Here is a 24,605-nt window from a genome sequence, read left to right on the forward strand (position 1 = left end):
ACTGCGTACCGATGGAGGGGTCCGATGTTACGCAACCTGTTCTTCACCGTCCTGGCCTCGACGGCCCTGGTCGCCACCGCGCAGGCGTCCGACCTCGGCAGCAGGCCGCCGCCGGCCGTACCACTGAGCCAGGCGATCGCCTCCTACGACTGGACCGGTTTCTATGCCGGTGCGACCGCCGGCTATGTCTGGGGCCGCGACCGGATGACCGACGTCGCCGGCTACAACGGCCCCGCCGGTTCCTTCACCAACCATCCCGACGGCGGCATCTTCGCCGTCCATGGCGGCTACAATCTGCAGAACGGCCGCGCCGTCTTCGGCGTCGAGGCCGAACTCGGCTATCTCGGGCTGAGCGGCAGCAAGCAGTTTCCGCCCTATGTCGGCGTTCGCGGCCCGACCGACAGCGTTCTGTCGACCCACACCGACTTCTTCGCCGCGGTCACCGGTCGTGTCGGCTTCACCCCGGCGGATCGCTTCCTGGTCTACGGCAAGGGCGGCGTCGCCTTCGCCAACCTGAAGACGTCGTTCATCGACAGCGACCCGGCCGGAACGACCCTCGTCGCCGGAACCTCGAAGACGCGCTTCGCGCCCGGCTGGACGCTCGGCGCCGGCATCGAATACGCCGCCTCCGGCAACTGGGTCGGCCGCCTCGAATACGACCACTACGACTTCGGCACACAGACGCACGACGCCCTGTCGGCCGGCGCCGGCGTCTTCCCGTTCCGCCATCGCACCAGCGCCGACACGGTGCGCCTCGGCATCAGCTACAAGCTGGGCGGACCGCAGGTGTCCTACTCCAGGTGACGCGGCCGTTGCGTCCCGACGAAAACCCACGAGGCCGGCGCCCGCGCCGGCCTCTCTGCTCGCGGGCGCCTCGGCGCCGGCGTCACATGTAGAGCTTCTCGCTCTCCAGTCCGGTGTAGAGGCCGGCCACCTCTTCGGCATAGCCGTTGAAGAGACGCGTCGGCACGCGTTCGTCGTCGCCGATCCGCCGCTCGTAGGCCTGGCTCCAGCGCGGGTGCGCCACCGTCGGATTGACGTTGGCCCAGAAGCCGTATTCGCGCGGCCCCAGATCCTGCCAGAACGTGACCGGCCGTTTCGCCGTGAAGGTGAACCGAACCAGCGACTTGGCCGATTTGAACCCGTACTTCCACGGCACCACCAACCGGATCGGCGCGCCGTTCTGTTTCTCCAGAGACTGGCCGTAGGCGCCGACGGCGAGGAAGGCGAGTTCGTTGGTCGCCTCCGCCAGCGTCAGTCCCTCGACATAGGGCCAGGGGTACTGCGGCGACGACTGCGCCCGCGCCACACTCGGATCGTGGAAGGTTTCCATCCGCAGATACTTCGCTTCGGCCTTGGGCGAAGCCATCTTCACCAGCTCGGCGAGCGGGAAGCCGGTCCACGGGATCACCATCGACCACGCTTCGACGCAGCGCTGACGATAGATCCGCTCCTCGAGCGCCACCTTCTTCAGGAGATCGTCGACGTCGATCTCGAAAGGATGATCGCAGGCGCCGTCGACGACGATCCGCCACGGCGAGGTCTTCAGCCGCTGCGCCGCGCGTACGATGTTCTTGGAGAAGCCGAATTCGTAGAAGTTGTTGTAGGTGGTCACGTCCCCCATCGGCGTGAGCGGCTCGACCGCACGGAAGCGTCCGTTCGGCGTGGCGGCGGGCAGCGGCGCGGCCGGCTCCTCGGCCTGCGTCGAGGCGATCCGGTCGAGACCGAAGGCGGCGCCCGCGAGACCCGCTGCGGCGACGCCGCCGAGCCCGAGAAGCGCCCGCCGCGAGAAGAACAGCTTCTCCGGCGTCGTCTCCGCCTCGCCGATCGTCCAGCGCTTCTTGCCATCCGCCATGATACCGTCCTCATCTTCGCCGCAACGCGGCCGACGTCTCTCCTACGTATCGACATGGGCGATCGTTTCATCTCGGCGAGCGACGAGGGATCAAAGCCTCGTGAACACCCCCGCGGCCGGCGGAAGCAGGGGAGACCGGAACGGGACCCCGCCCGCCGAAAAACGCTTCCCACCACGGCCGTATCGGCCCAAGCTGGCCCATTCGACCCGACGGCAGCGGATCGATCGAGACGACGATGGCGCGGACGAACGACGGCACATGCGCGGTGACGGTGGTGATCGCCGCCTACGCGGCCCACGACACGATCGTGCGCGCCGTCGCGAGCCTTCTCGCCCAGACCAGATCGGACTGGGAGGCGATCCTCGTCGCCGACGACGGCTCCGACTATGCCGCGACCCTCGCCGCCGCCGGGCTCGCCGATCCCCGCATCCGTCACCTCGCCAGCGGCGGCATCGCCACCGGCTGCGCCGCGGCGCGCAACGCCGCTCTGGCCCACGCCCGCGGCTCCTTCGTCACCCGCCTCGACGCCGACGACGAATTCGAGCCCGACCGCCTCGCCCGGCTGCTGCCGACGGCGGCGGCACATGGCTCGGCGACCGACATGGTGCGCGTCCTCGATCATGTCACCGGTGACGAGCTTCGGGGCGTCGCCCTCCCCCCCGGAACGGCCCGCGCCGATGCGGCCCGGCTCGCCATGCTCCATTGCCCGCTCGCCCCGATGGTGGCGCGCCACCTCGCGCCCGAATGGTTCGCCGAGGCCGACATCGCCGAGGACGTGCTCTACCTCTTCGCCGTCGAGGAGCGTGCCGGCCCGATCGCGGTGCTGCCCGAGCCACTCTATCGCTACCGTGTCCGCACCGGCTCGATGTGCCACGACCACGACGGCGCCGACCGGGCCGAACGCAGCTACGCCGCGATCGACGCCCGGCTCGCCTCCGACGGCTTCGGCCGCCTGTCGCCGACCACCGCGGCGCGCGCTCGCCCCGTCTTCGCCGCCATGCGCGCCTTCAATCGACGCTTCGCCGAGGCCGAAGCTGCCGGCTTCACCGGAGATTTCCAACGCTGGTGTGCCGCGAACGCCGCGGCGACCTCCCCGACGACCACCGAGGCGGTACCGCCGCCGCCCTGAAACGGACGACGGCGCGGGTGAGGACCCGCGCCGTCGTTCATTCTCGGATCGGTGATGCCGGTGCGCCCGAGCTCAGCTCTGCTGCATCGCTTCCTTGGCCCGCTCCAACACCTTCTGGGCGAGATGGCCGGCCACTTCCGCGAGGTTGTCGAAGTCCTGCGTGAAGGTGCCGACGCCCTGCGTCGCCGAGCGGATGTCGATGATCAGATGTTCCATCTCCGCCTGCGGCATCAGCGCCTCGACCACGTCCCAACCCGACCATCCGGGCCGGCCGTCGTAGCCGAGCAGCTGGCCGCGCCGGCCGGAGACGATCTGGTTGATGCGCGCCGTGGCGTCCGACGGCGTGGTGATCGACACCCGCAGGATCGGCTCGAGCAGCACCGAATGCAGCTTCGCCATCGCCTCGCGCATACCGATCTGAGCGGCGGTCTTGAAGGCCATGTCGGAACTGTCGACGGTGTGATAGCTGCCGTCGACCAGCGACACCTGCAGGTCGACCACCGGGAAGCCGTGCAGACCCTTGATGAGGAAGTCGCGAACGCCCTCCTCCACCGCCGGGATGTACTGACGCGGCACCACGCCGCCGGTGATCTTGTCGACGAAGACGAAACCGGAGCCTCGCTCGCCCGCCATGACCTCGAGCGCCACGTCGCCGAACTGGCCGTGGCCACCCGACTGCTTCTTGTGGCGACCGCGGACCGCGGCGTGACCGTGCACCGATTCCTTGTAGGGCACGCTCGCCGGGGTCGACTTCACCTTGATGCCGAACTTGTGCTCGAGCCTCTCCAGCGCGACGCGCAGATGCATCTCGCCCTGGCCCTCGAGCAGGGTTTCACCGGTGTCCTGATCCTGACGGATGCGGAGCGAGGGATCCTCCTCGGTGATCTTGGTGAGCGCCGCGGAGAGCTTGACGTCGTCCTTGTGGTCGAGCGAGGCGATGGCGAAGCCCATCACCGGCGCCGGCGGCACCACCTCGGCGAGCGCCGGCATGCCGCCCTTGTGCGAGGTCAGGGTCAGGCCGGTCTGCGCCGGCTCGACCTTGCCGAGCGCCACGGTCTCACCGGCGACCGCTTCCGCCTTCTTCTGCTGATCCTTGCCGGTCAGCTTGTAGATGCCGGAGATGCGGTCCGAAGACCCGTCGGAGGCGAAGAGCGTGACGCCGTCGGCGACCCGGCCGGAGAGCACACGCGCCACCGACAGCTTGCCGCCGTGCGGCGTGTGCCAGGTCTTCATCACCTGGACGACCGCTTCCGCATTGGCGGTGAGGCCGAGCCGCTCCTGCGTCTCCTCGAGCCCCGGCGCCTCGTGGCGCAACGCCTTCAGGAGCCGTTCGATGCCGTTGCCGTGCTCGGCCGAGCCGATCAACACCGGGCAGATCTGGCCGGCGCGCAGCTCCTTGCCGAGGTCGCCGAAGATCTCCTCGAGCGGCGGCGTGACGTCGGAGAGCAGTTCCTCCATCAGATGGTCGTCGTAGTCGGCGATGCGCTCCAACATCTGGAAGCGCGCCTCGACCTCCGCCGCCTTCTCGGCGTCGGGAATCGGCGCGATCTCGGAGGGCGCGTGCTCGTGCCAGATGTAGGCGCGCTCCAGCGCCAGATCGATCGATCCGATGGTGGCCCCGTCCTTGATCAGAGGGATCTGCCTGAGGACCATCGGCGCGCGCGACGCCGGCTGCATCAGCTCCAGCACCTCGCGGACGCCGCCTTCGGTCTTGTCCAGCTTGTTGAGGAAGAGAATGTGCGGGATCCCGCGATCCTCGAGCATGCGCAGCGTGACCTGCAGCGCCGGGATCTTCTTCTCGTCGGCTTCCGCCACCACCACGGCGACGTCGACGCCGGCCAGCGCGGCTTCCGCCTCGAACAGGTATTCGACCGAGCCGGGGCAGTCGATGAAGGTGTAGCGATCACCGAGGTAGTCGCATTCGGCGACGTTGAGTTCGACGCCCATCTGGTGAGCGCGGGCTTCCTGGGAGGAATCGCCGACGGTGTTGCCCGCCGCCACGGTCCCTGCTCGGGTCAGGGCCCCCGTGCGTTCGAGGATGGCCTCCAGCAACGTCGTCTTGCCGCTGCCGAAGGGGCCCACGAGCGCCACGCACCGGGGCCCACCTCGTCTGCCGCTGCTCGTCCCTCCGTTGGAGTCGGTCATGACGGTCTCCAGTTCTCTTTATGTTCTGATCCGAATGGTCCGCGACGGACGCGTTCCGCCGCGGTCGAAGGTGGGCGCCTGAGCCCCGGGGAGGGGCCCGTCGCCGCCGGCCGGATCGTTGCGCCGAATTCGCCGACTGACAAGTCGCCGCGACACCCACGGTCTCCCCGATCATCGCTGCGATGCGGCCGACCCGCGCCGCGATACGGCCCACAACCGATTGGAAACAAGGAGATATCCCCATTCCCGCGACGATGCTGCAGGGCACACTCGGCGTTTCTGCGATCCGCAACACTCCTTAGCCGGGACCGCACGTCACCCGGCGACGAATTCGTCGAAGCGGCCCCACGGCGCGCGCGAAACATGGTAAGGTCGCCGCCGTGATTGTTCGGAGGGGCCCTGCCCGACCCATTGGATGTTGATCGTCGAACTCTCGATCTTCCTGTTTCTCACGCTCATCAACGCGTTCTTCACCGCCTCCGAGATGGCGCTCGTCTCGGCTCGCAAGCCACGCCTGATCGCCCTTGCCGAGGATGGTGATCAGCGCGCTCGGCGAGCGATGGATCTCGGCGAGCATCCCGGCCGTTTCCTCTCCACCGTCCAGATCGGCATCACCCTGATCGGCCTCGTCGCCGGCGCCTCCTCGGGTGCCCAGCTGTCGCTGCGCCTGTCCGACTGGCTCTCGGCGGTCTTTCCGGGTTTCGCCTGGGCGGCGGCCGAGACCGCCTTCGTGGTCGTGATGATCGCCATGACCTTCGTCACCGTGGTCTTCGGCGAACTCGTTCCCAAACGCATCGCCATCGCCCGACCGGAGCCGATCGCCCTGCGCGTCGCCGGGCTGGTGGAGATCTTCTCCCGCCTCACCAACCCCTTCGTGATGCTGCTGACCGGCACGACCAGCCGGGTGTTGCATCTGCTCGGCGTCGACGAGCCGAGCGGCGGCGACGTCACCGAGGACGAGGTGATGCACGTGCTCGCCGAGGGCGTCGAATCGGGCGTTCTGCATCCCGAGGAACGCGAGATGCTGGAAGGCGTCATGCGCGTCGCCGACCGGCCCATCCGCGCCGTGATGACGCCGCGGCCCGACCTCTACTGGATCGACCCGAACGATCCCCCCGAACGCCTGCTGAAAGAGGTCGTCGACTGCCCCTATTCGGCGATGATCGTCGCCGAGGGCTCGATCGACGAGCCGGCCGGCCTCCTCTTCAAGAAGGACCTGTTGCGCGACGCCGTCGAAGGCCGCCCCTTCGATTGGAAGGCGCATCTGAAGCAGCCGCTGGTGGTGCCGGAGGGCGCACCGGTGTTGAAGCTGCTCGAGCGCTTTCGCGACACCCCGGTGCACGCCGCCTTCGTCGTCGACGAATACGGCGGCCTCCAGGGTCTCGTCACCCTGACCGACATCGTCGAGGGCATCGCCGGCGATTTCGCCGACGTCGACATGCCGCAGGTCTCCGGCCCGTTCCGCCGCGACGACGGCTCGTGGCTCATCGACGGCGACACCCCGATCGACGAACTCGAACGCCTCGTCGACCTGCCCGACCTCGAGCACGGCGGCTATCACACCCTCGGCGGCCTGATGCTGTCGGTGCTCAACCGCATCCCCGTCGAAGGCGACAAGGCGCGCATCGGCGACTGGTCCTTCGAGGTCGTCGACATGGACGGCCGCCGCATCGACAAGGTGATGATCTCACCCGTGCTCACCCATCCGCCGATCCCCGACGAGGAAACGGCGTGACCCGCCGCCGCGGGGCGGCCGGTCGCACCGGCCGCCGGAGGATCGCCGCTCTCACCGACGCGTCAGCTTCAGCCCGGCGACGCCGGCGGCGAAGTTGACGCCTTCCTGGGTCTGCACCGACAGCGGATTGAGCGCGATCGAGCGTCCGAGACCACCGATGAGCGCATTGGCGCCGACGCCCGCCCCGGCGCTGGCTTCCGCCGAGACGCCGGCATATTTGCCGGAAAGCGCACCGGCTTTGCGCCCGGTCTTCGGCGCGAACACCGCCCAACGGATCTCGGTCGCCCGCGTCTTGCCGAGATCGAGGCCGACGCGGGTGATGTCGCCGCGATAGTGCTCGACCGTGCCGCCGTCCGACGGCGAGAAGCGGCAGGAGAGCGTCTTGGTCGAGCCGACCAGGAAGTTGGCGCCGCTCGATACGTTGCAGGCCAGGATGCCGACCTGGATGCGCTCGCCGGCGGCCAGCGCCGGTGAGCCGAGCGCCGCGAGTGCACCGAGCGTGACGGCGACGCCGGTCGATAGGATGAACCTCTTCGTCATGACCGATCTCCTTCCGATCGTTGAATGTGAGTCTACATCCGTTCTGTTCGACCGGCGTCCGTATTCGGTCTATGCGGCGAGAACGTGAAGAGCCCGCGGCGAGGGCGCCGCGGGCTCTTCGAAGACGCGAGCAGATCGCAGACGGATCAGCGCAGGTTGCCGCAGAAGCGTTGGATGCGCTTGCAGGCTTCCTCGAGCGCCGAAGTCGCCGTCGCGTAGGAGATGCGGAAGTGCGGCGCCAGACCGAAGGCCGAGCCCTGCACCACCGCGACGCCTTCCGACTCCAGGAGCTCGGTGACGAAGTCGTCGTCGCTCTTGATGACGTTGCCCGACGGCGCCGTCTTGCCGATCGTGCCCTTGCACGACGGATAGACGTAGAACGCGCCCTCCGGCGTCGGGCAGGTCAGGCCGTTCGCCTGATTGAGCATGGAGACGACGAGGTCGCGGCGCTCCTTGAACACCTTGTTGTGCTCGGGGATGAAGCCCTGCGGCCCGTTCAGCGCCTCGACCGCCGCCCACTGGGCGATCGACGACGGGTTCGAAGTCGACTGCGACTGCAGCGTCGCCATCGCCTTGATCAGCGCCTCGGGGCCGGCGCCGTAACCGATGCGCCAGCCGGTCATGCAATAGGCCTTGGAGACGCCGTTGACCGTCAGCGTTCGATCGTAGAGACCGGGCTCCACCTGCGCCGGGGTGGCGAAGACGAAGTCGTCGTAGACGAGGTGCTCGTACATGTCGTCGGACATCACCCACACCTGCGGATGCCGCATCAGCACGTCGGTGAGCTTCCTGATCTCCGCCGCGGTGTAGGCCGCGCCCGACGGGTTCGACGGCGAGTTGAAGATCAGCCACTTGGTCTTGGGCGTGATCGCGGCTTCCAGCGCTTCCGGCGTCATCTTGAAGCCGGTCTCGATGCCGGCCTCGACGAATACCGGGGTGCCGCCGCCGAGCAGAACGATGTCGGGATAGCTGACCCAATAGGGCGCCGGGATGATCACCTCGTCGCCGGGGTTCAGCGTCGCCAGCAGCGCATTGTAGAGCACCTGCTTGCCGCCCGTTCCGACCGACACCTGGCTCGGCTTGTAGGTCAGGCCGTTCTCGCGGGCGAACTTGTCGACGATCGCCTTCTTCAGCTCCGGAATGCCGTCGACCGCGGTGTACTTGGTCTGGCCGTCGCGGATCGCCTTGATCGCCGCTTCCTTGATGTTGTCGGGCGTGTCGAAGTCCGGCTCGCCGGCGCCGAGACCGATGACGTCGCGGCCGGCCGCTTTCAGCTCGCGCGCCTTGTTCGTCACGGCGATCGTGGCGGACGGCTTGATGCGCGAGAGGCTGTCGGCGAGGAAGGCCATGGTCGGTCTCCGGATGGGTCGTGAAAGGATGGTTTCGATCGGAAGAACCGCGGGCGCGAACGATTGAAACCGCGCGCCGCGGAACGCGCCGGACCCTAGTCCCGCCGCGCTGTTCCGGCAAGCGCTTTCGCCGTCGTGCCCGGCGACCACACGTCACGGTGTCGACGCTTCTCCCGGTCGGGCGCGCCGGTCACGAACCCCGACCTCATCCTCCGTCGTCTCCCCGACTTCTCTTCGCCACACTGCCCGGCTAGAAGACGCTCCTCTCGATGGAGGCCGGATGCCGGAGACTGCGTGAGACGACGCGCCCGTGGCGCGTCGAAGAGCCTGTTCCGAACGGGTGGAAGAGACCCGTTCGCATGAGAACTCGCTCCACGGAAAGACCCGCGTGGTTTTCGATCCGATCGGATCGCGGATCACCGGAGAAGGTGCGCCCGAGGCCCGCGTGATCGCGGTTCGGCGCACCGTCCGCATGTCTCACGCCGAGAGAACTCCCTTGAACATCTCCCGAACGGAACAGCGCGTCCTGCACGTGCTGGCCCAGGGCGGTCGCATTCGTCACCACCGTGACGGCGGCCGCATCGTCGCCGTCGACTGCATCGACCGCGACGGCAATCGCCTTCTCGACTGCGATCTCGCCACCTTCGCCCGGCTGCGCCGGCGCGGCCTGATCGCCTCGCGCGGCGGTGCCCCCTACGTCGTCTCCGAAGCCGGCCGCCGCGCCGTGCGTTCGCAGCCCGACAACCGCTGACGGGTCGGGCGGGGTTCGCGCCCCGCCCGGCTCATACCGACTCGACGCGAGACCGACTCGCTGCGAGCAAAACGATTCCCTGTTCCGCTTAACCCTGAGGTGCCCGACGGCGCCGGGCCCTCGAAGAGCGAAGCCGATGACCTGCCGTGCCTCTCGGTCCTTCGCTCACGCCTCGGGATGAAGGGCCTCCGCAGCACTGCCGATCCGGGCCGGGCTCACTTGGTCCGAGATCACCCGTGTCGGAGCTTCTGCACCACGATGGTCAGATTGAGCGCGAGCGTGAAGATGTTGGCGAGGATCACCGGCCACGAGCCGATGAGAAAACCATAGACCAGCCACAACGAGATACCGGCGGTGAACACCGCGAAGGTCGACAGCGACAGCGAGGCGGTGTCGCGCGCGCGGACGGCACGCAACGTCTGCGGCAACCAGCACAGGGTGGTCAGGAGCGCGGCGACGGTGCCGACCGCTTCGACATGGAGAGGGAACATCAGGAGATCACCATTTCTGGAAGACGAGGCCCGCGCCGAGCGCGATCAGCCCGAAGCCGAGGATGTGATTCCACCCCGGCGGTTCCTTCAGATAGACGAAGGAGAAGACGCCGAAAATGAGGAGAGTGACCACCTCCTGGATGGTCTTCAGCTCCACCGCCGAATAGAAGGCGTGTCCCCAGCGGTTGGCCGGCACGGCGATGCAATATTCGAAGAAGGCGATGCCCCACGAGACCAGCACCACCGCCCACAGCGGCCGGTTCGGGTGGGCGAGGTGGCCGTACCAGGCGAAGGTCATGAACACGTTGGAGGCGAGAAGCATCGCCACCGGGAGCGCGTAGCCGGCGAGCGCAGTGGACATCGTGAGGCCCTCTCCACGAGATGTGCCCCGACACTCCGCCCGATATGGTTGACGGAAGATGAGCGCGAGGTCTCCCGCTGCGCGTTCTCGCGATTTTGATCCCGCTCAAGGCCCCCGTCGGCCGTCCGGCCCATGATGCGCCTCGAAGACGGCGAAAGAACCCGTCGGAAAGAGAGGACATCATGGAGATCTCGGTCGAGAAGGTCCTGGACCTGGTCGAGCACCTCCGTCTGATCGATTCCAAGGACGGAAACGCCGAATTCGACAGTGGCGACGACAGCTACGAGTCGGGCGCCGGTCATCTCTTCGAAGACATCGCCGAGGACGGCACCGAAGATCAGATCCGCGGCGTCATCGAGGGTCTCAACATCGACGAACAGGCCGAACTGGTCGCTCTCGTGTGGATCGGCCGCGGCGACTTCGAGCCGGAGGAATGGCCGGCCGCCATCCGCCGCGCTCACGAACGCGCCGTCCGCTCCACCGCCCGCTACCTGATGGGCATCCCCAACGTCGGTGACCTGCTCGAAGAGGGGCTCGCCGCCGTCCGCGCCGACGCCTGAGCCGCGACGCACGTCGACCCGATCCGTGCCCCGAGGCGCACCGGCTCGGCTCCGCGCCGCCGGACCCGCGCGGTCGCGGCCGTGCCGCCGTGGCCGGGTGGGCTCAGTCCTCGACGAGGAAGGGGTTGTTCATCCGCTCCGCCCCGAGGGTCGACGTCGGCCCGTGACCGGGGAGGAAGCCGACGTCGTCGCCGAGCGGCAGCAGTTTCTCGTGGATCGAGCGCATCAGCGTGGCGTGATCGCCGCGCGGCAGGTCGGTGCGCCCGATCGATCCGGCGAAGAGCACGTCGCCGACGATGGCGAGCCGCACGTCCGGCTGGAAGAAGACGACGCTGCCCGGCGAATGCCCGGGACAGTGGATCACCTGCAGCACCACATCGCCGAAGCGCACTTCGTCGCCGTCTTCGAGATGACGATCGGAGGCGCACGCCCGCAGCCCGTTGAGACCCCAGCGCGCCGCCGATTCCGGGATGCGTTCGAGCAGGAAGGCGTCGTCGCGATGCGGCCCCTCGATCGGCACCGGCCGGCCGTATCTGCGCTCCAGCGCCTCCTTGAGGTCCGTCGCACCTCCGGCGTGGTCGAAATGGCCGTGGGTGATGAGGATCTTGTCGACCGTCACCCCGAGCTGCGCCAGAGCGTCGAGGATCCGCGGCACGTCGCCGCCGGGGTCGGTGACCACACCGAGCTTCGTCGCATCGTCGAACAGGATCGCCGAATTCTGCTCGAGCGCCGTCACCGGCACGATGGCGAGGCGGAGTTGCGGAGTATCGGGGGTCTCGCTCATGCGTTTCCTCTGCGGCGATTTCGACGGACAACGGCGCCGCCGGCGTCGCGGACGGCCGATCACGAATCCGCCAGCCGCGCCGGTCCGACTCGCAACCGAGCGACCGCCATACTATGTCGGTCGGAAACGAGGACGTCGAGACGAGGACGCACATGCGCGCCATCACGCTCCTGGCCACCGCCGCGGCGACGATCGTCGCCACGATCGCCGATCCCGTCTCCTCGGCGGGACCGGGCGTCGCGCGGGCCCAGGAGACCGCACCGCCGCCGGCCGCCGTCCCCGGACCGCTGCGCCCGATCGCCGCCCCGCCGGCACCCCCCGGCGCCGCCGGGTCGGACCGCCGTGCCGAACCCTCGCCGCGCCCCCCGACGCCGCCCGTGCCGCCCTCGCCCCTGCCGCCCGCCGCGGTGCTGGAAGGCGCCTTCCGACCCGGCGCGACCGGCGAGAAGGCGGAAGGCCGCGCCATCGCCCGTCTGGCGGCCAACGAGCTGCGCCTGGAGAAGCTCGCCGTCACTCCCGGCCGCGATCTCGAGCTCTGGTTGGTCGCCGCCGAAAGGCTCCGTCTCGGCGAGGATCTCTCCGACACCAAACACGTTTCCCTCGGCCGCCTGAAGAAGGCGACGGGCGATCAGGCCTATCGCCTACCACCGGAGATCGATCTGCGCGTCTACGGCAGCGTCGTCGTCTGGTCGCGCCGCGAGCGCGCGGCCCGCGCCTATGCCGCACTTTCCGAACGAACCGAACAACGATCGGTCAAGCAAAAGAAGCGTCGCACCAAGTGATTCCGCCGCGTCGCCCTTGCCCTTTCGGCCCGTATCGTCCATAAAATGGCGAGGCGGCGGTTCGGAACTTGGGCGAGACGGTCGGCGCGACCGGATCCCGTGGATCGGCAGGCATCTCGAGAGAGATGAGGGCGATCGCGAGATGAACAGCGCAATCCTGTCCCGACGTGTAACGTGACTGCCTGGTCGTTCACTCCGTACCGATTTGGTCCGGGGTGAAGTGTCGTTGAAGGGGCGAGGCCCCGCGGGAAAGGACTGGGAATGAGGGATCGTGGATTCGGCGGCGGACGTGGCGGCGACCGCGGCGGCTTCGGGCGTGGTCGTGACGAAGGCTTCGGTGGCGATCGCGGCTTCGGCGGTGGTGATCGTGGTTTCGGCGGCGGCGACCGTGGTTTCGGCGGCGATCGTGACCGCGGTTTCGGCGGTGGCGGACGCGGCGGCTTCGGCGGCGGCGACCGTGGTTTCGGCGGCGGCGACCGTGGTTTCGGCGGCGGCGATCGTGATCGCGGCGGTTTCGGCGGCGGTGAAGGCGGTGGTTTCCGTCCGCGTCGCTCCTTCGGCGACGAAGGTGGTTTCGGTGGCGGCCCGCGTGGTCCCCGTCCGCAGGTCGAGCGCGGCCCGCGTCAGAACGGCACCGTGAAGTTCTTCAACGCCGAGAAGGGCTACGGCTTCATCACTCCCGACGAGGGCGGCGCCGACGTGTTCGTGCACGTCTCCGCGGTCGAGCGCTCGGGCCTCGGCACCCTCGACAAGGGCCAGAAGATCTCCTTCGAGACCGAGCCGGACAAGCGCGGCAAGGGCCCCAAGGCCGTCAACCTCCAGCCGCTCGAAGGCGGCGCCGAGGGTGACGTCGAAGGTGGCACCGGCGACGACTACGGCCAGCCGGACGAAGAGTGATCGCATCACGGCGTTTCGGCCCCGTCACCCGCGGGGCCGGTCACCGCGCCGAGACGATCGACATCGGCCGCATGCCCACGGGCCATACGGTCGTGGACGCGAAGAATTCGAACCCTCCCGTGCCCGCGCGGGAGGGTTTTTCGTAGGCATCTCCGGGCGATGCCCGAGCGGATGGACCGGCCGCCGCACGAAGAAGCCGCTCCGTGACGGAACCCGAACCGGTGTCGAACCGCGGCGGAGGGGCCGTCGCAAGTGGCGCGGCCCCGTTTCACCGACCGGGTGAGCGACCGAGCCGCCCGCCACCCCGCAGCGATCCGCATCCCGCGCACCCACCGAGACCGCCGATGAACTACCGTCACGCCTTCCACGCCGGCAATTTCGCCGACGTCCTGAAACACGCGGTGCTCGCCCGCATTCTCGTCCATCTCGCGGGAAAGCCGGCGCCGTTCCGCGTCCTCGACACCCACGCCGGCATCGGTCTCTACGATCTCACCGGCACCGAGGCCGCGCGCACCGGCGAATGGCGGGACGGCATCGGCCGCATCCTCGCCGCCCCCTTTCCTGCCCCCGTCGCCGAGTTGCTCGCCCCCTGGCTCGCCGCGGTGGCGAGCGCCGCCGGCCTGACCCGCCCCGAGCATCTCACGCCCGAGCGGCTGACCCGCTATCCCGGCTCGCCGCTGGTGATCCGCGCCGGCCTGCGCCGCGACGACCGCGCCACCGTGGTCGAACTGCATCCCGCCGACGCCGCCACCCTCGCCGACCTCTTCGCCGGCGACGCCCGCGTCAAGGTGGTCGAACTCGACGGTTGGCTGGCGCTGAAGAGCTTCCTGCCCTTCAAGGAGCGCCGCGGCCTCGTCGTCGTCGATCCGCCCTTCGAGAAGGAAGGCGAGTTCGATCGCATCGTCACCGGCCTCGTCCAGGCGACCCGCCGCTTCGCCACCGCCACCTATCTCGTCTGGCACCCGATCAAGGACCGCCGCGACCTCGCCCGCTTCCACGACGCGATCGTCGCCACCGGCATCCGTCGCGTCATGGCCGTCGAACTGGCGACCGCCGCCACCCGGACCGACGGTCCGCTCACCGCCAACGGCCTCGTGATCGTCAATCCGCCGTGGAAGCTCGCCGAAGAACTCGACATCCTGCTCCCGGCACTGGCCGAGCGCCTCGCCACCGGCCGCGGCGCCGCCGCCTGGCGCTGGCTGGTGCCGGAGTGAGCGACCGCCGCCCGGTTCGCCCCACTGGAATCACGCCCATGAACTCTCGGTGATCGGCCGGAAAACGCGTTGCACCGTCCATCGCCGACGCTGGCATCGCGGCGATGCTTCGGGAGAAATGGCGATGAACGCATTGTTCGGTTTCGGCGAGACCGTGGAGGAGCACGACGTCCCCGTCCTCAACGAGCGCGAGATCCGCGCCGGCGCCGGCCTCATGTTCCTGGTCGCCCTGATCGCCTTCATGAACGCCTGGTTCGCCGGCGACTTCGTCCCGACCAAGCTGGTGATCGTCGCCTTTCTGCTCGATTTCGCCATCCGCGTGTTGGTCAACCCGCGCTGGTCGCCGAGCCTGATCGCCGGCCGCATCGCCGTGCGCAACCAGACGCCGGAACTGGTCGGCGCACCGCAGAAGCGCTTCGCCTGGGGGCTGGGTCTCGTCCTCGCCGGCACGATGCTGTGGCTGGTGGTCGTCCAGAACGTCCGCGGCCCGGTCAATCTGGCGATCTGCCTCCTCTGCCTCGTCCTCCTTTTCTTCGAGAGCGCCTTCGGCATCTGCATCGGCTGCCGCCTGCACCGGCTGCTCACCCGGCAGAAGACCGAGCTCTGCCCCGGCGACGCCTGCGATCCCCGCGAGCGCCGTCCGATCCAGCGCCTGACCGCCGGCCAGATCGCCGCGCCGATCGTCTTCGCCGCCGCCCTGTGGGGCGTCTCGCCGTGGATCACGGCGCAGCCGGCCTTCCCCGACGCCGCGACACCCGGCACCGGCACCACCCTCTCGCCGGAAGAAGAGGCGCGCTGCCGCGTTCCCGATTTCGCCAAGGCGATCGGCCACGAAGAGGGGTGGAAGCTGCACAACGGCTGCAAGTGAGGCGGCAGCCGCAGGGCGACGGCGACCTCCGCGCCGCTCAGCCCTCGCGGATCGCCCGCACGAGCCCGCGCGCCCCGGCCGAAACCTCGGCCCAGGTGATCTCGAAGCCGGAATCCGGCCCGTAGTAGGGATCGGCGACCGCCTCGCCGGCGCGTCCCTCGACATGATCGAGCAGCAGCGACAGCCGGGCGCGCGCCCCTTCCGGCCGCATCGCCGCCAGCACCGCGAGGTTCTCCCGATCGAGCGCGACGATGTGGTCGAAGCGCTGGAAGTCGTCGCGCCCCACCTGCCGCGCCGCATAGTCGTCGATCGGCGCCCCGTGACGGCGCGCCACCGCCCGTGCCCGCGCATCCGGCGGCCGGCCGACGTGCCAACCGGCGGTGCCGGCCGAATCGACCGTGACCGCGAGCCCGGCGCGTGCCGCCTCGGCGCGGAAGGCGGCCTCCGCCAACGGCGAGCGACAGATGTTGCCGAGACAGACGAAGAGCACCGCCGGACGATCCGTCATTCCCCACCTCCGCTCAACCCGATACCGAGCCGACGATGTTCCACCCCGTTCGAAACATCGTCGGCGAAGGCGAGCCCGAACGGGCGTCGGCCGGTCGGACCGTATCACTCATGAAAGCCGGCCGAGGCCGACTTTCATGACCCCGGTATGACGGCCCCTGATAGCGTCCGATCGCCCCATCTCCAAGCCCTCGAACCGGTTCGCGGCCATTCCCGGCTTGACCCTTGCGCGAGCCTCCCCCATCGTCGCATCCGACGGTACGAACCGTCGCTTCGGGAGACTCTCATGCGTCGTCGCCTCGCCCACGGATCCGCCGCTCGCCGCCTCGTCCACGGTGCCGCGCTCCTCCTCGTGTTCGGCGTCGCGCCGGCCGTCGCCGGTACGTCGGCCGAAAACCGCCTCGCCGGCACGCCGTCCTGCACCGACGACTGGACGCTCGCCAAGATCCGTCACCGCTTCGCCTACGGCGCCCTGAACGTCGAGAAGCGCGACCTCGCCATCGTCGAGGTGACGAAGATCCGCGAGATCGCCACCTCGGTCGACCGGCCGAGCCCGATCCCGCGTCGCTGGTGCACCGCCAAGGTGCGGCTCTCCGACGGCACCCGGTCGCAGCTGTCGTGGGTGGTCGAGGGCGGCGTCGGTTTCGCCGGCCCCGGTCTCGCGTGGCTCCCAGACGAGGTCGAGTTCTGCGTCTCCGGCCACGATCCCTGGCGCGTCCACGACGGCACCTGCCGCACCACGCGCCGTTTCTGGTGAGCCCGGGCGACCCGCCCCGCCGCCCCTTCGACGCCCCTACGGGAAGATCCGCCATGACGCGTGCCGTCTTCGCTCTCGTCGCGCTCCTCGTCGCCTGCCTCGCCGCCGATCCGGCCGCCGCCCAGAACCGCGGCCGCCCCGGCGACTTCGACCTCTGGGTCCTGTCGCTGTCGTGGTCGCCGAGTTGGTGCGAAGCCACCGGCGACGCCCGCGGCGACGCCCAGTGCGCCCGCCCCTACTCCTTCGTCGTCCACGGTCTGTGGCCGCAGTACCATCGCGGCTGGCCGGCCGATTGCAACGCCGCCAAGGCCCCGCCCAGCCGTGAACAGGTGCGCGACATGCTCGACATCATGCCGAGCCCCGGCCTGATCCAACACGAATGGCGCAAGCACGGCACCTGCTCGGGCCTCTCCGGCGAGGTCTACCTGCGCATCATCCGCAAGCTCTACGAGAAGATCCGCATCCCCGACGAGTTCAAGGACACGTCCCGGCCGCGCATGGTGTCGACCCGCGAGGTCGAGGCCGCCTTCGTCTCCGCCAACAAGGGGCTCGATCCGGACGAGATCGCGGTCCAGTGCGACAGCCGCCGCCTCCAGGAGGTGCGCATCTGCCTGAAGAAGGATCTCTCCGCCTTCGTCTCCTGCGGCGAAACCGAGCGGCGCTCGTGCCGGCTCGACCGGCTCTACCTGCCGGCGGTCCGCAACGGAGCCCGCTGACGATGATGCGTCTCCTGGCGGCGACACTCCTCGCGCTCGTCGTCGGCGCCTCGGCCGCGGCGCCGGCCGTCGCGGCGGAAGCGACGCTCCAGGGCTGGGCGACCCGCTGCGACGCACCGCTCTGCCGCGCCTCGAAGCCCTCCGCCTCCGGCCTGCAGGCGCTGCTCGTCGGTCGCTTCGAAACCGGTGACGGTCTCGCCGTCGGCCTCGCCGCTCCCGGCGCGGTGGTCGACCGCGATCGGCCGATGACGCTGCGCATCGACGGCCGGCGCATCGCCGATCTCGCGCCGAAGTCGGGCTTCCTGCCCTTCGAGCGGGTCGACGCCTTCTGGATCACCGACGCGACCGTCGCCCGCGCCCTCGTCGAGGCGCTGCCCACCGCCAAGTCGGTGCGTTTCGAGTACATCGACGTGACCGGCGCCCCTCACGACGCCGACATCGACCTCGCCGGCTTCGCCGCCATGCTCGCCTGGACCGACCGCGAGCTCGGCCGCACCACGGCGAAGCCCTCCGGCGTCGCGCCGCGCGGCCTGGAAGCGGCGCCGAACCCCGGCCGCGCCGCCCTGGTGGTGCGCATGGGCGTGCCGCCCCGCCTTCTCGCCAAGCATGCCGCCGCCAGCGACTGCGAGGCCTCGAACTCGCCGCTCCTGCGCGCCTTCAAGCCGGTGATCGGTGTCCTCTCGTCGACCGCCATCCTCTATGCCATCCCCTGCACCGCCTCGACCGGCAACGTCTCCTACCGGCTGTGGGTGGTGGAGAGCGGCGAGATCGGCGGCATCACCGCCCAGTATTTCGCCCTGTTCGATCCCGACTACGGCTGGAAAGGCTCGGACCTGCTCGCCAACGTCGCCTATGACGACGCCGGCGGGCGCCTGACCGCCACGCTGCGCACCGGCGCCGGCTGCGGCGGTCGCGGCCAATGGCGGTGGAAGAACTGGGCCTTCGCCATGGAAGAATATCGAATGGCCGCCGACTGCGTCGAAGGCCGCGACCCCACGGCCTGGCCGAAGGTGTGGTCGAAGGACTGAACCTCCCCTCCCCCGATCCTGGATCCGCCGTTCGCCCCGGAGAGACCTCCATGCCCGTCCTGCGTTCCGCACCCGCCTCGCCTTTCGGCCGCAAGGTCAAGATCGCCGCTGCCGAACTCGGTCTCCTCGACCGGCTCGAGATCCGCATGGCCGACACCACCGATCCCGGCGACAGCCTCCGCAAGGAGAACCCGCTCGGCAAGATCCCGGCGCTGATCCTCGACGACGGCATGGTGCTGTTCGACAGCCGCGTCATCCTCGAGTGGCTCGACGTCGAAGCCGGTGGCGGACGCATCATCCCGGCCGCGCCGGCCGCCCGCTTCGCCGCCCTGCGCCTCCAGGCGCTCGCCGACGGCCTCGCCGACGCCGCCCTGCTCATCGTCTACGAGGGCCGATTCCGCGCCGAAAGCGAGCGCTGCCCGGCTTGGCTCGCCCATCAGCAGGGCAAGATCGACCGCACCCTCGACGCGCTCGAGGCCGCCCCGCCGGCGGACGGCGCCGCACTCTCGGTCGGCACCATCGCTCTCGCCTGCGCGCTCGGCTATCTCGACCTGCGGCTCGGCAGCGGCTGGCGTGAGACCCACCCGAAACTCGCCGCCTGGCTCGACGCCTTTTCCGCCCGCGTCCCCTCCTTCGAGAAGACCCGATTCGTCCCCTGACCTCGTGGGGATCGTCCCCATGGCGTGCATCGCGTGGCGATCCGCCGGACCCCGTGGGAAACGAAGACCCCGCCGATCGGCCGATCGGCGGGGTCTTCTCGTCTCGTCGGCGCGGATGGCCGATCAGAACCGATAGGCGGCGCCGGCTCGCAGGATGTTGCTGTTGACGGACGAGCGCGCGGCCAGACCGCCCGGAAGCGCATGGGTGCTGCGACCGAAGCCCATGTGGATGAACTCGCCCTTGACCGAGATGTGGTCGGTGGCCTGTGCCTCGACGCCGGCACCGGCGGCATAGCCGATCTTGACCGTGCTGGTCGACGTGCCCAGCGCCTTCAGCGAGTCGTCGGCGAAGGCGATGCCGGCGGTGGCGTAGGGCATCACCTTGTCGAAGCCGATACCGATACGCGGTCGGATCGAGGCGTTCCAGTCGGAGCTGTACTTGTAGAGATTGCCGCCGACCATACGGCTCGCCGTCTGTCCCGAAACGTTGAGGTCACCCTCGACGCCGGCGATGACGTTCTGCCCGACAGTGGTGTTGAGGCCGCCGTAGACGCCGACCTGCGTGCCGTTGAGTGTCGCCGGCCCCCAGGCGTGGCCGGCATGGGCGCCGACATAGGCGCCGTTCCAGTTGGTGGCGGGAGCGGGGGTCGCGTAGCCGTAGGCGGGCGCGGCCGGCGGGGCACCGTACATGTCGGCGGCGGCCGCCGGGGCGATCGCCGTCAGACCGGCGGCGGCGGCGAGAGCGAGCGTGACGCGGAACATGGAACTCACCTTCGATGGTCGTTGTCGAAAAGTCTCCGAGGTTTCGGAGGATTTCGTTGACCATCTTCGCCCCGCCTCGGTTAAGGGCAGGTTCAGAAACAAGGTTAACGAAACGGCCAACGTCATTCGAAGCGATGGGAGAAGGAATATACCGCTGAAATTCGACCCGAAAACAGAACCGGCGGCACGCTTGCACGTGCCGCCGGTCGATTGTTCCTACCGATACGATCGACCGCTCGAAGATCAGAACTTGTAGTTCACGCCGACGCGAACGATGTGATCGGACAGGGACTGACGCGTGGCGACGCCCGGAGCGGCGAAGGTCTTGTTCACCGAGCCGAAGCCCTCGTAGAGATACTCGCCCTTCACCGACACGTTGTTGGTGACGGCATGCTCGACACCGCCACCGACGGCATAGCCGAGGCGGGTGAAGTCGGCCTTCTCGGTTCCGCCGGCGTTCGACGCGGTCGACGAGAAGCTGGCCACGGCGAGACCACCGGTGCCGTAGACCAGGGTGCGGTCGATGGCGTAGCCGGCGCGGGCACGCAGGGTGCCGTTGACGCCTTCCTGAGTCTTGAAGGTGGTGGCGCCGAAGACGCTGCTCTTCGACGGACGGCCGTAGCCGACGTCACCCTCGACACCGAGCACCCACGGGCCGTTCTGGAAGTTGTAGCCGGCCTGGACGCCGCCGAACAGCGAACCGGCGTTCAGCCGGCCGACGACACCGCCGACGTTGGCGCGGTCGCGCATGAACTCGCCGCCGACGTTGGCGCCGGCGTAGAAGCCGGTCCAGTTGTAGACCGAGACCGGAGCCTCGATCGGGGTCGCCGGCGGCGCCTTGCGGTACATGTCGGCGGCCTCGGCCGCGGCGGTCACGGCGAACAGGGCCAAGGAGCCCGCCGCCACACGAAGGAAAGTCTTGGTCATCGTAAGTCCTCGTCCTCACATCGTCGTCACACGCCGGAACCCTTCGGTTCTCGCGGCCCCACGCGCCCCCGTCGCGGGAAGCGGGCCGCCGAGCGGCGACGACGTCTCTCGGATATGATCTCCGAATGGGACGACATGGCGCGTCGATTGTGGCGGACCTCGGGTGATATTTCGGCGAGGCCCGCCATGATCTCGCCGCCGCGCCGCTCTCGCGCAACGTGGTGAAGAGAAGGTTCACGAGCCGCCACGAAGAGGGACGCCACGCCGGTTCGGGAGACCACCCCCGCGCCGTTCCGCTCGACCCGCGCGCGACATGCTCTAGATTGGCCGGACGACCGTCCGCGCCCGAGAGAGGTTCATGGCCTTCGCATCCGCTCCCCGCACCGCCCTGATCACCGGCGCCGCCCGTCGCATCGGCGCGGCGATCGCCCGCGACCTCGCCGCCCACGGTTGGGGCGTGGCGATCCACTACAATTCGAGCCGGGACGACGCCGAAGCCCTCGTCGCCGAGATCGGCGCGAGCGGCGGACGAGCCGTCGCGGTGAAGGCCGATCTCTCCGATCTCGCCGCGCTCCCCGGTCTCGTCGACGCGGCGGCGGTCGGCCTCGGCCCGATCGGCCTCCTCGTCAACAACGCCTCCGAATTCGAACCCGACGAGATCGGCGCCCTCGATGTCGCGCGCCTCGAGCGCCATCTCACCGTCGACCTGGCTTCGCCCTGCCTCCTCGCCGACGCCTGGCTCGCGCGTCTGCCGGAGGACGTTCACGGGCACGTGATCAACATCGTCGATCAGCGGGTGTGGCGCCTCACCCCCCGCTTCTTCTCCTACACATTGGCCAAGACGGCGCTGTGGACCGCGACCCGCACCATGGCCCAGGCTCTGGCGCCGCGCATCCGCGTCAACGCCATCGGACCCGGCCCGAGCTTCGCGAACCCGCGCCAGACGGCGGAGGACTTCGCCCGCCAGACCGACGCCGTGCCGCTCGGCCGCGGCCCGGCGCCGGAGGAGTTCGGCCGCACCGTGCGCTACTTCGTCGACACGGCCTCGGTCACCGGCCAGATGATCTGCCTCGACGGCGGCCAGCACCTCGCCTGGGAGACCCCGGACGTCGTCGGCGTCGGCGAATGAGAACTTGGGCGAAGCGCCGCCGATGGCCCATATGAGGACATGATCGCGGCGCCGGCCGATTCGGCCCGCTCCGTCCACCACCCGACGATCCGATGACCGCCCACGACGACCCCGAAGACCTCGACGACACCCACTCCGACGCCACCGCTCCGGCGGAGGCGCCCGCCGCCGCGGCGCTTTCCGGCGTCGAGGTCATCGCGGATCAGGTGAAGCGGCTGCCGGGCGCGCCGGGCGTCTACCGCATGCTCGACGACGAAGGCACCGTCCTCTACGTCGGCAAGGCGCGGAACCTGAAGAAGCGGGTGGTGAACTACACCCGCGGCCAGGGGCTCACCGCCCGCATTCTCAGAATGGTGCGCGAGACCCGGGCGATGGAGTTCGTCCAGACCCGCACCGAGACCGAAGCGCTGCTGCTCGAGGCCAACCTCATCAAGCGGCTGCGCCCACGCTTCAACGTCCTGCTGCGCGACGACAAGAGCTTCCCCTACATCCTGGTCACCGGCGACCACGAGGCGGCGGCGCTGGTCAAGCATCGCGGCCCCCGCAAGCGCAAGGGCGCCTACTACGGCCCCTTCGCCTCGGCCCAGGCCGTCGGCCGCACCATCAACTCGTTGCAGAAGGCGTTCCTGATCCGCACCTGCTCGGACGCCGTCTACGACACCCGGACGCGGCCCTGCCTGCTGTTTCAGATCAAGCGCTGCGCCGCCCCGTGTACCGGTGAGATCTCGCTCGCCGACTACCGCGTCCTGGTCGACGAGGCCGAGCGCTTCCTCGCCGGCAAGTCGAAGGCGGTGCAGGCGGAGCTGGCGGAGGCGATGCACGCCGCGGCGGAGGACCTCGACTTCGAGCGCGCCGCCGTCTACCGCGACCGCCTCGCCGCCCTCTCCCACGTCCAGGCCCACCAGGGCATCAACCCGCAAGGGGTCGAGGAGGCCGACGTCTTCGCCCTCCATCAGGACGGCGGCCAGACCTGCATCCAGGTCTTCTTCTTCCGCACCGGCCAGAACTGGGGCAACCACGCCTTCTACCCGCGCGCCGACCGTTCGATGGAGCCGGCGGAGGTGCTGGAGAGCTTCGTCGCCCAGTTCTACGACGACAAGCCGGTGCCCCGCCTGATCCTGCTCTCGCACGACACGCCGGAGCGCGAACTGCTCGCCGAGGCGCTGTCCGAACGCTCCGAACACCGCATCGAGATCGCCCATCCCAAGCGCGGCGAGAAGAAGGACCTCGTCGACCACGCCCTCCTCAACGCCCGGGAGGCGCTCGGCCGCAAGCTCGCCGAGACCTCGAGCCAGGCCAAGCTGATGGAGGGCGTCGCCCGCGCCTTCTCGCTTCCCGAGACGCCGAAGCGCATCGAGGTCTACGACAACTCCCATGTCATGGGCACGCACGCCGTCGGCGGCATGATCGTCGCGGGGCCGGAGGGCTTCGTGAAGGGCCAGTACCGCAAGTTCGACATCAAGTCGGCCGAGACCACCCCCGGCGACGACTACGCCATGATGCGCGAAGTGCTGACCCGCCGCTTGTCCCGCCTCGTCAAGGAGCATGGGCAACGCGACGCCGCTCCGCGCGACGAGGCCGGATTCGGCCCCTGGCCCGACCTGATCCTCGTCGACGGCGGCAAGGGGCAGCTCGAGATCGCCCGGCAAGTGGCCGACGAGGTCGGCGTCGGCGATCAGATCGCCTTCGTCGGCATCGCCAAGGGCCCGGACCGCGACGCGGGGCGCGAAAAATTCTTCTTCTTCGACCGGCCCGACATCATGCTGCCGGAACGCGATCCCGTGCTCTACTTCGTCCAGCGCCTGCGCGACGAGGCCCATCGCTTCGCCATCGGCACCCACCGCGCCAAGCGCTCCAAGGCGATCCGCCAATCGACCCTCGACGAGATCCCCGGCATCGGCCCGACCCGCAAACGCGCACTGCTGAATCATTTCGGCACGGTCAAGGCGATCGGCCGCGCCGGCCTCGGCGACCTGATGGAGGTGCCCGGCATCTCCGAAGCGATGGCCGAGACCATCCGAGGATGGTTCCATCAAGGGGAGGGGTGAGCTATCGTTCCGTTCAGAGCGAACGCCTCCGAATCCGGAGACTGAGAAATGGCCATACGTGTGTGGGATCTCCCGATTTCGGAATTGGCTGAAATCGGTCGGCGAGCCGCACTCGATGCCGTCCAGCGCCAGAAGAAGGCGGGCATCGTGGTCAAGGTGATCCAGAGAGCCAGATCCGCACGCGGCGCGTCGGCCCCGCCCGCGACCTCTACCGAAATTGCCGTCGAACTGCGCGGCAAGACCTACCGCTTCGAGGTTTCGGCCGAACCGAAATGACCCCACCACGGCTGGTGATGTTCGCGGGGCCGAACGGCTCGGGCAAATCGACCCTGACTCGATTGCTGATCGAGCGAGATCTGCTGCCGACAGAGCACATCGATCCCGATCGGATCGCCTCGGAAACCGCGGGCGCGGGAACGGCGGCGACGCCGACATCGCTGCTGCGGGCACATCGGCTCCGTGAGGAATGGATGGCGGAAGGTCGCGACTTCTGTTTCGAAACGGTCTTGTCTCACCGCCGGTGGCTCGAGTTCATCGAGCGCGCGCGCCGCCGCGGCTAAGAGTCCGTTTTGAAAATCACGGATGAGCGTTTCGCCTGAGGAGATTGCCA

27 protein-coding genes are annotated in these 24,605 nt (G+C 69.1%); 17 read left to right on the top strand and 10 right to left on the bottom strand.

From position 1 onward, the window contains the following. The first annotated feature begins 24 nt into the window (after positions 1–24). Entirely contained in the window at positions 25–804 is a 780-nt protein-coding gene (locus V7Q42_RS09870) for an outer membrane protein (protein ID WP_333823851.1), read from the top strand. An 82-nt stretch (positions 805–886) separates the two neighbouring features. Here V7Q42_RS09870 and msrP read toward each other — a convergent pair whose 3' ends face one another. Continuing rightward, on the bottom strand, positions 887–1,855 hold the full coding sequence (msrP, locus tag V7Q42_RS09875) for a protein-methionine-sulfoxide reductase catalytic subunit MsrP (RefSeq protein WP_333823852.1): 969 nt from the start codon (positions 1,853–1,855) through the stop codon (positions 887–889). A gap of 236 nt (positions 1,856–2,091) precedes the next feature. Between msrP and V7Q42_RS09880 the strand changes: the two genes are divergently transcribed. Then, entirely contained in the window at positions 2,092–2,985 is an 894-nt protein-coding gene (locus tag V7Q42_RS09880; protein WP_333823853.1) for a glycosyltransferase family 2 protein, read from the top strand. A 72-nt stretch (positions 2,986–3,057) separates the two neighbouring features. On the opposite strand, the gene V7Q42_RS09885 is transcribed toward V7Q42_RS09880, so the two are convergent. Further along, positions 3,058–5,130, bottom strand: a complete 2,073-nt coding sequence (locus V7Q42_RS09885; protein WP_333823854.1) for an elongation factor G — start codon at positions 5,128–5,130, stop codon at positions 3,058–3,060. Positions 5,131–5,545: 415 nt separating this feature from the next. On the opposite strand from V7Q42_RS09885, the gene V7Q42_RS09890 reads away from it, so the two are divergent. Next, positions 5,546–6,865, top strand: a complete 1,320-nt coding sequence (locus V7Q42_RS09890; protein ID WP_333823855.1) for a hemolysin family protein — start codon at positions 5,546–5,548, stop codon at positions 6,863–6,865. A gap of 51 nt (positions 6,866–6,916) precedes the next feature. Here the strand turns inward: V7Q42_RS09890 and V7Q42_RS09895 are convergent, their stop codons facing one another. Together V7Q42_RS09895 and V7Q42_RS09900 are read right to left on the bottom strand one after the other, a co-directional pair. Beyond that, positions 6,917–7,405 carry a DUF992 domain-containing protein gene (locus V7Q42_RS09895; protein WP_333823856.1) on the bottom strand — a complete coding sequence of 163 codons (489 nt, stop codon included), beginning with the start codon at positions 7,403–7,405 and terminating at the stop codon, positions 6,917–6,919. Between the two features lie 146 nt (positions 7,406–7,551). Next, entirely contained in the window at positions 7,552–8,754 is a 1,203-nt protein-coding gene (locus V7Q42_RS09900) for a pyridoxal phosphate-dependent aminotransferase (protein ID WP_333823857.1), read from the bottom strand. 496 nt (positions 8,755–9,250) lie between these two features. Between V7Q42_RS09900 and V7Q42_RS09905 the strand changes: the two genes are divergently transcribed. Then, positions 9,251–9,505 carry a YjhX family toxin gene (locus V7Q42_RS09905; RefSeq protein WP_333823859.1) on the top strand — a complete coding sequence of 85 codons (255 nt, stop codon included), beginning with the start codon at positions 9,251–9,253 and terminating at the stop codon, positions 9,503–9,505. Between the two features lie 230 nt (positions 9,506–9,735). Here V7Q42_RS09905 and V7Q42_RS09910 read toward each other — a convergent pair whose 3' ends face one another. Continuing rightward, complete coding sequence (locus V7Q42_RS09910) at positions 9,736–9,996, bottom strand: SemiSWEET family sugar transporter (RefSeq protein WP_333823860.1); 261 nt, start codon at positions 9,994–9,996, stop codon at positions 9,736–9,738. Between the two features lie 7 nt (positions 9,997–10,003). Next, a complete protein-coding gene (locus V7Q42_RS09915) occupies positions 10,004–10,357 on the bottom strand; it encodes a DMT family protein (RefSeq protein ID WP_333823861.1) in 354 nt (117 codons plus the stop codon). Between the two features lie 182 nt (positions 10,358–10,539). On the opposite strand from V7Q42_RS09915, the gene V7Q42_RS09920 reads away from it, so the two are divergent. Continuing rightward, positions 10,540–10,917 (top strand): DUF3775 domain-containing protein, encoded by a 378-nt coding sequence (locus tag V7Q42_RS09920; RefSeq protein ID WP_333823862.1) that lies wholly within the window; start codon positions 10,540–10,542, stop codon positions 10,915–10,917. Positions 10,918–11,020: 103 nt separating this feature from the next. On the opposite strand, the gene V7Q42_RS09925 is transcribed toward V7Q42_RS09920, so the two are convergent. Continuing rightward, a complete protein-coding gene (locus V7Q42_RS09925) occupies positions 11,021–11,701 on the bottom strand; it encodes an MBL fold metallo-hydrolase (protein ID WP_333823863.1) in 681 nt (226 codons plus the stop codon). A 152-nt stretch (positions 11,702–11,853) separates the two neighbouring features. Here V7Q42_RS09925 and V7Q42_RS09930 point away from each other — a divergent pair, with 152 nt between their 5' ends. The 4 genes from V7Q42_RS09930 (at position 11,854) to V7Q42_RS09945 (ending at position 15,462) form a co-directional block, all read left to right on the top strand. Then, positions 11,854–12,483 carry a DM13 domain-containing protein gene (locus V7Q42_RS09930; protein WP_333823864.1) on the top strand — a complete coding sequence of 210 codons (630 nt, stop codon included), beginning with the start codon at positions 11,854–11,856 and terminating at the stop codon, positions 12,481–12,483. Between the two features lie 261 nt (positions 12,484–12,744). Further along, positions 12,745–13,380 carry a cold-shock protein gene (locus V7Q42_RS09935; protein ID WP_333823865.1) on the top strand — a complete coding sequence of 212 codons (636 nt, stop codon included), beginning with the start codon at positions 12,745–12,747 and terminating at the stop codon, positions 13,378–13,380. Positions 13,381–13,724: 344 nt separating this feature from the next. Then, positions 13,725–14,594, top strand: coding sequence for a 23S rRNA (adenine(2030)-N(6))-methyltransferase RlmJ (locus V7Q42_RS09940; protein ID WP_333823866.1), 870 nt, complete (start codon positions 13,725–13,727; stop codon positions 14,592–14,594). 124 nt (positions 14,595–14,718) lie between these two features. Continuing rightward, on the top strand, positions 14,719–15,462 hold the full coding sequence (locus tag V7Q42_RS09945; protein WP_333823868.1) for a DUF4395 domain-containing protein: 744 nt from the start codon (positions 14,719–14,721) through the stop codon (positions 15,460–15,462). 37 nt (positions 15,463–15,499) lie between these two features. Here V7Q42_RS09945 and V7Q42_RS09950 read toward each other — a convergent pair whose 3' ends face one another. Further along, positions 15,500–15,970, bottom strand: coding sequence for a low molecular weight protein-tyrosine-phosphatase (locus V7Q42_RS09950; RefSeq protein WP_333823869.1), 471 nt, complete (start codon positions 15,968–15,970; stop codon positions 15,500–15,502). Between the two features lie 285 nt (positions 15,971–16,255). On the opposite strand from V7Q42_RS09950, the gene V7Q42_RS09955 reads away from it, so the two are divergent. From V7Q42_RS09955 to V7Q42_RS09970, 4 genes are read left to right on the top strand one after another with little or no spacing between them, the layout of a single operon-like run. Further along, entirely contained in the window at positions 16,256–16,726 is a 471-nt protein-coding gene (locus tag V7Q42_RS09955) for a hypothetical protein (protein WP_333823870.1), read from the top strand. Between the two features lie 53 nt (positions 16,727–16,779). After that, positions 16,780–17,442: a ribonuclease T2 gene (locus V7Q42_RS09960; RefSeq protein WP_333823871.1), complete on the top strand. Its 663-nt coding sequence runs from the start codon at positions 16,780–16,782 to the stop codon at positions 17,440–17,442. A gap of 2 nt (positions 17,443–17,444) precedes the next feature. Next, positions 17,445–18,470: a DUF1176 domain-containing protein gene (locus V7Q42_RS09965; RefSeq protein WP_333823872.1), complete on the top strand. Its 1,026-nt coding sequence runs from the start codon at positions 17,445–17,447 to the stop codon at positions 18,468–18,470. 50 nt (positions 18,471–18,520) lie between these two features. Continuing rightward, complete coding sequence (locus V7Q42_RS09970; protein WP_333823874.1) at positions 18,521–19,129, top strand: glutathione S-transferase family protein; 609 nt, start codon at positions 18,521–18,523, stop codon at positions 19,127–19,129. A 123-nt stretch (positions 19,130–19,252) separates the two neighbouring features. Here the strand turns inward: V7Q42_RS09970 and V7Q42_RS09975 are convergent, their stop codons facing one another. Both V7Q42_RS09975 and V7Q42_RS09980 read right to left on the bottom strand, forming a co-directional pair. Then, positions 19,253–19,891, bottom strand: a complete 639-nt coding sequence (locus tag V7Q42_RS09975) for an outer membrane protein (RefSeq protein ID WP_333823876.1) — start codon at positions 19,889–19,891, stop codon at positions 19,253–19,255. Positions 19,892–20,134: 243 nt separating this feature from the next. Next, the gene (locus tag V7Q42_RS09980) at positions 20,135–20,818 is read right to left on the bottom strand and encodes an outer membrane protein (protein ID WP_333823878.1); all 684 of its coding nucleotides are present in this window, start codon (positions 20,816–20,818) and stop codon (positions 20,135–20,137) included. 358 nt (positions 20,819–21,176) lie between these two features. Here V7Q42_RS09980 and V7Q42_RS09985 point away from each other — a divergent pair, with 358 nt between their 5' ends. The 4 genes from V7Q42_RS09985 to V7Q42_RS10000 all read left to right on the top strand — a co-directional run bounded on the left by V7Q42_RS09985 (position 21,177) and on the right by V7Q42_RS10000 (position 24,555). Next, positions 21,177–21,947: an SDR family oxidoreductase gene (locus V7Q42_RS09985; RefSeq protein WP_333823879.1), complete on the top strand. Its 771-nt coding sequence runs from the start codon at positions 21,177–21,179 to the stop codon at positions 21,945–21,947. Between the two features lie 92 nt (positions 21,948–22,039). Next, the gene (gene uvrC / locus V7Q42_RS09990) at positions 22,040–23,995 is read left to right on the top strand and encodes an excinuclease ABC subunit UvrC (RefSeq protein ID WP_333823880.1); all 1,956 of its coding nucleotides are present in this window, start codon (positions 22,040–22,042) and stop codon (positions 23,993–23,995) included. 48 nt (positions 23,996–24,043) lie between these two features. Next, the gene (locus tag V7Q42_RS09995) at positions 24,044–24,271 is read left to right on the top strand and encodes a hypothetical protein (RefSeq protein ID WP_333823881.1); all 228 of its coding nucleotides are present in this window, start codon (positions 24,044–24,046) and stop codon (positions 24,269–24,271) included. Further along, positions 24,268–24,555: a hypothetical protein gene (locus V7Q42_RS10000; RefSeq protein WP_333823883.1), complete on the top strand. Its 288-nt coding sequence runs from the start codon at positions 24,268–24,270 to the stop codon at positions 24,553–24,555. The genes V7Q42_RS09995 and V7Q42_RS10000 overlap by 4 nt, the downstream gene beginning before the upstream one ends. Positions 24,556–24,605 lie beyond the last annotated feature (50 nt).

The organism is Pinisolibacter sp., assembly GCF_036782435.1.
Taxonomy (GTDB): Bacteria; Pseudomonadota; Alphaproteobacteria; order Rhizobiales; family Ancalomicrobiaceae; genus CALBKH01.

What these genes read in the sequence shown, in the direction of transcription:
- V7Q42_RS09900 (WP_333823857.1), bottom strand. Translation starts at nt 8,754, where the DNA reads ATGGCCTTCCTCGCCGACAGCCTCTCGCGCATCAAGCCGTCCGCCACG.
- V7Q42_RS09945 (WP_333823868.1), top strand. Translation starts at nt 14,719, where the DNA reads ATGAACGCATTGTTCGGTTTCGGCGAGACCGTGGAGGAGCACGACGTC.
- V7Q42_RS09885 (WP_333823854.1), bottom strand. Translation starts at nt 5,130, where the DNA reads ATGACCGACTCCAACGGAGGGACGAGCAGCGGCAGACGAGGTGGGCCC.
- V7Q42_RS09915 (WP_333823861.1), bottom strand. Translation starts at nt 10,357, where the DNA reads ATGTCCACTGCGCTCGCCGGCTACGCGCTCCCGGTGGCGATGCTTCTC.
- V7Q42_RS09970 (WP_333823874.1), top strand. Translation starts at nt 18,521, where the DNA reads ATGCCCGTCCTGCGTTCCGCACCCGCCTCGCCTTTCGGCCGCAAGGTC.
- V7Q42_RS09965 (WP_333823872.1), top strand. Translation starts at nt 17,445, where the DNA reads ATGATGCGTCTCCTGGCGGCGACACTCCTCGCGCTCGTCGTCGGCGCC.
- V7Q42_RS09890 (WP_333823855.1), top strand. Translation starts at nt 5,546, where the DNA reads ATGTTGATCGTCGAACTCTCGATCTTCCTGTTTCTCACGCTCATCAAC.
- V7Q42_RS09895 (WP_333823856.1), bottom strand. Translation starts at nt 7,405, where the DNA reads ATGACGAAGAGGTTCATCCTATCGACCGGCGTCGCCGTCACGCTCGGT.
- V7Q42_RS09925 (WP_333823863.1), bottom strand. Translation starts at nt 11,701, where the DNA reads ATGAGCGAGACCCCCGATACTCCGCAACTCCGCCTCGCCATCGTGCCG.
- uvrC (WP_333823880.1), top strand. Translation starts at nt 22,040, where the DNA reads ATGACCGCCCACGACGACCCCGAAGACCTCGACGACACCCACTCCGAC.
- V7Q42_RS09995 (WP_333823881.1), top strand. Translation starts at nt 24,044, where the DNA reads ATGGCCATACGTGTGTGGGATCTCCCGATTTCGGAATTGGCTGAAATC.
- V7Q42_RS09980 (WP_333823878.1), bottom strand. Translation starts at nt 20,818, where the DNA reads ATGACCAAGACTTTCCTTCGTGTGGCGGCGGGCTCCTTGGCCCTGTTC.
- V7Q42_RS09950 (WP_333823869.1), bottom strand. Translation starts at nt 15,970, where the DNA reads ATGACGGATCGTCCGGCGGTGCTCTTCGTCTGTCTCGGCAACATCTGT.
- V7Q42_RS09930 (WP_333823864.1), top strand. Translation starts at nt 11,854, where the DNA reads ATGCGCGCCATCACGCTCCTGGCCACCGCCGCGGCGACGATCGTCGCC.
- V7Q42_RS09940 (WP_333823866.1), top strand. Translation starts at nt 13,725, where the DNA reads ATGAACTACCGTCACGCCTTCCACGCCGGCAATTTCGCCGACGTCCTG.
- V7Q42_RS09955 (WP_333823870.1), top strand. Translation starts at nt 16,256, where the DNA reads ATGCGTCGTCGCCTCGCCCACGGATCCGCCGCTCGCCGCCTCGTCCAC.
- V7Q42_RS09880 (WP_333823853.1), top strand. Translation starts at nt 2,092, where the DNA reads ATGGCGCGGACGAACGACGGCACATGCGCGGTGACGGTGGTGATCGCC.
- V7Q42_RS10000 (WP_333823883.1), top strand. Translation starts at nt 24,268, where the DNA reads ATGACCCCACCACGGCTGGTGATGTTCGCGGGGCCGAACGGCTCGGGC.
- msrP (WP_333823852.1), bottom strand. Translation starts at nt 1,855, where the DNA reads ATGGCGGATGGCAAGAAGCGCTGGACGATCGGCGAGGCGGAGACGACG.
- V7Q42_RS09910 (WP_333823860.1), bottom strand. Translation starts at nt 9,996, where the DNA reads ATGTTCCCTCTCCATGTCGAAGCGGTCGGCACCGTCGCCGCGCTCCTG.
- V7Q42_RS09935 (WP_333823865.1), top strand. Translation starts at nt 12,745, where the DNA reads ATGAGGGATCGTGGATTCGGCGGCGGACGTGGCGGCGACCGCGGCGGC.
- V7Q42_RS09985 (WP_333823879.1), top strand. Translation starts at nt 21,177, where the DNA reads ATGGCCTTCGCATCCGCTCCCCGCACCGCCCTGATCACCGGCGCCGCC.
- V7Q42_RS09920 (WP_333823862.1), top strand. Translation starts at nt 10,540, where the DNA reads ATGGAGATCTCGGTCGAGAAGGTCCTGGACCTGGTCGAGCACCTCCGT.
- V7Q42_RS09975 (WP_333823876.1), bottom strand. Translation starts at nt 19,891, where the DNA reads ATGTTCCGCGTCACGCTCGCTCTCGCCGCCGCCGCCGGTCTGACGGCG.
- V7Q42_RS09960 (WP_333823871.1), top strand. Translation starts at nt 16,780, where the DNA reads ATGACGCGTGCCGTCTTCGCTCTCGTCGCGCTCCTCGTCGCCTGCCTC.
- V7Q42_RS09870 (WP_333823851.1), top strand. Translation starts at nt 25, where the DNA reads ATGTTACGCAACCTGTTCTTCACCGTCCTGGCCTCGACGGCCCTGGTC.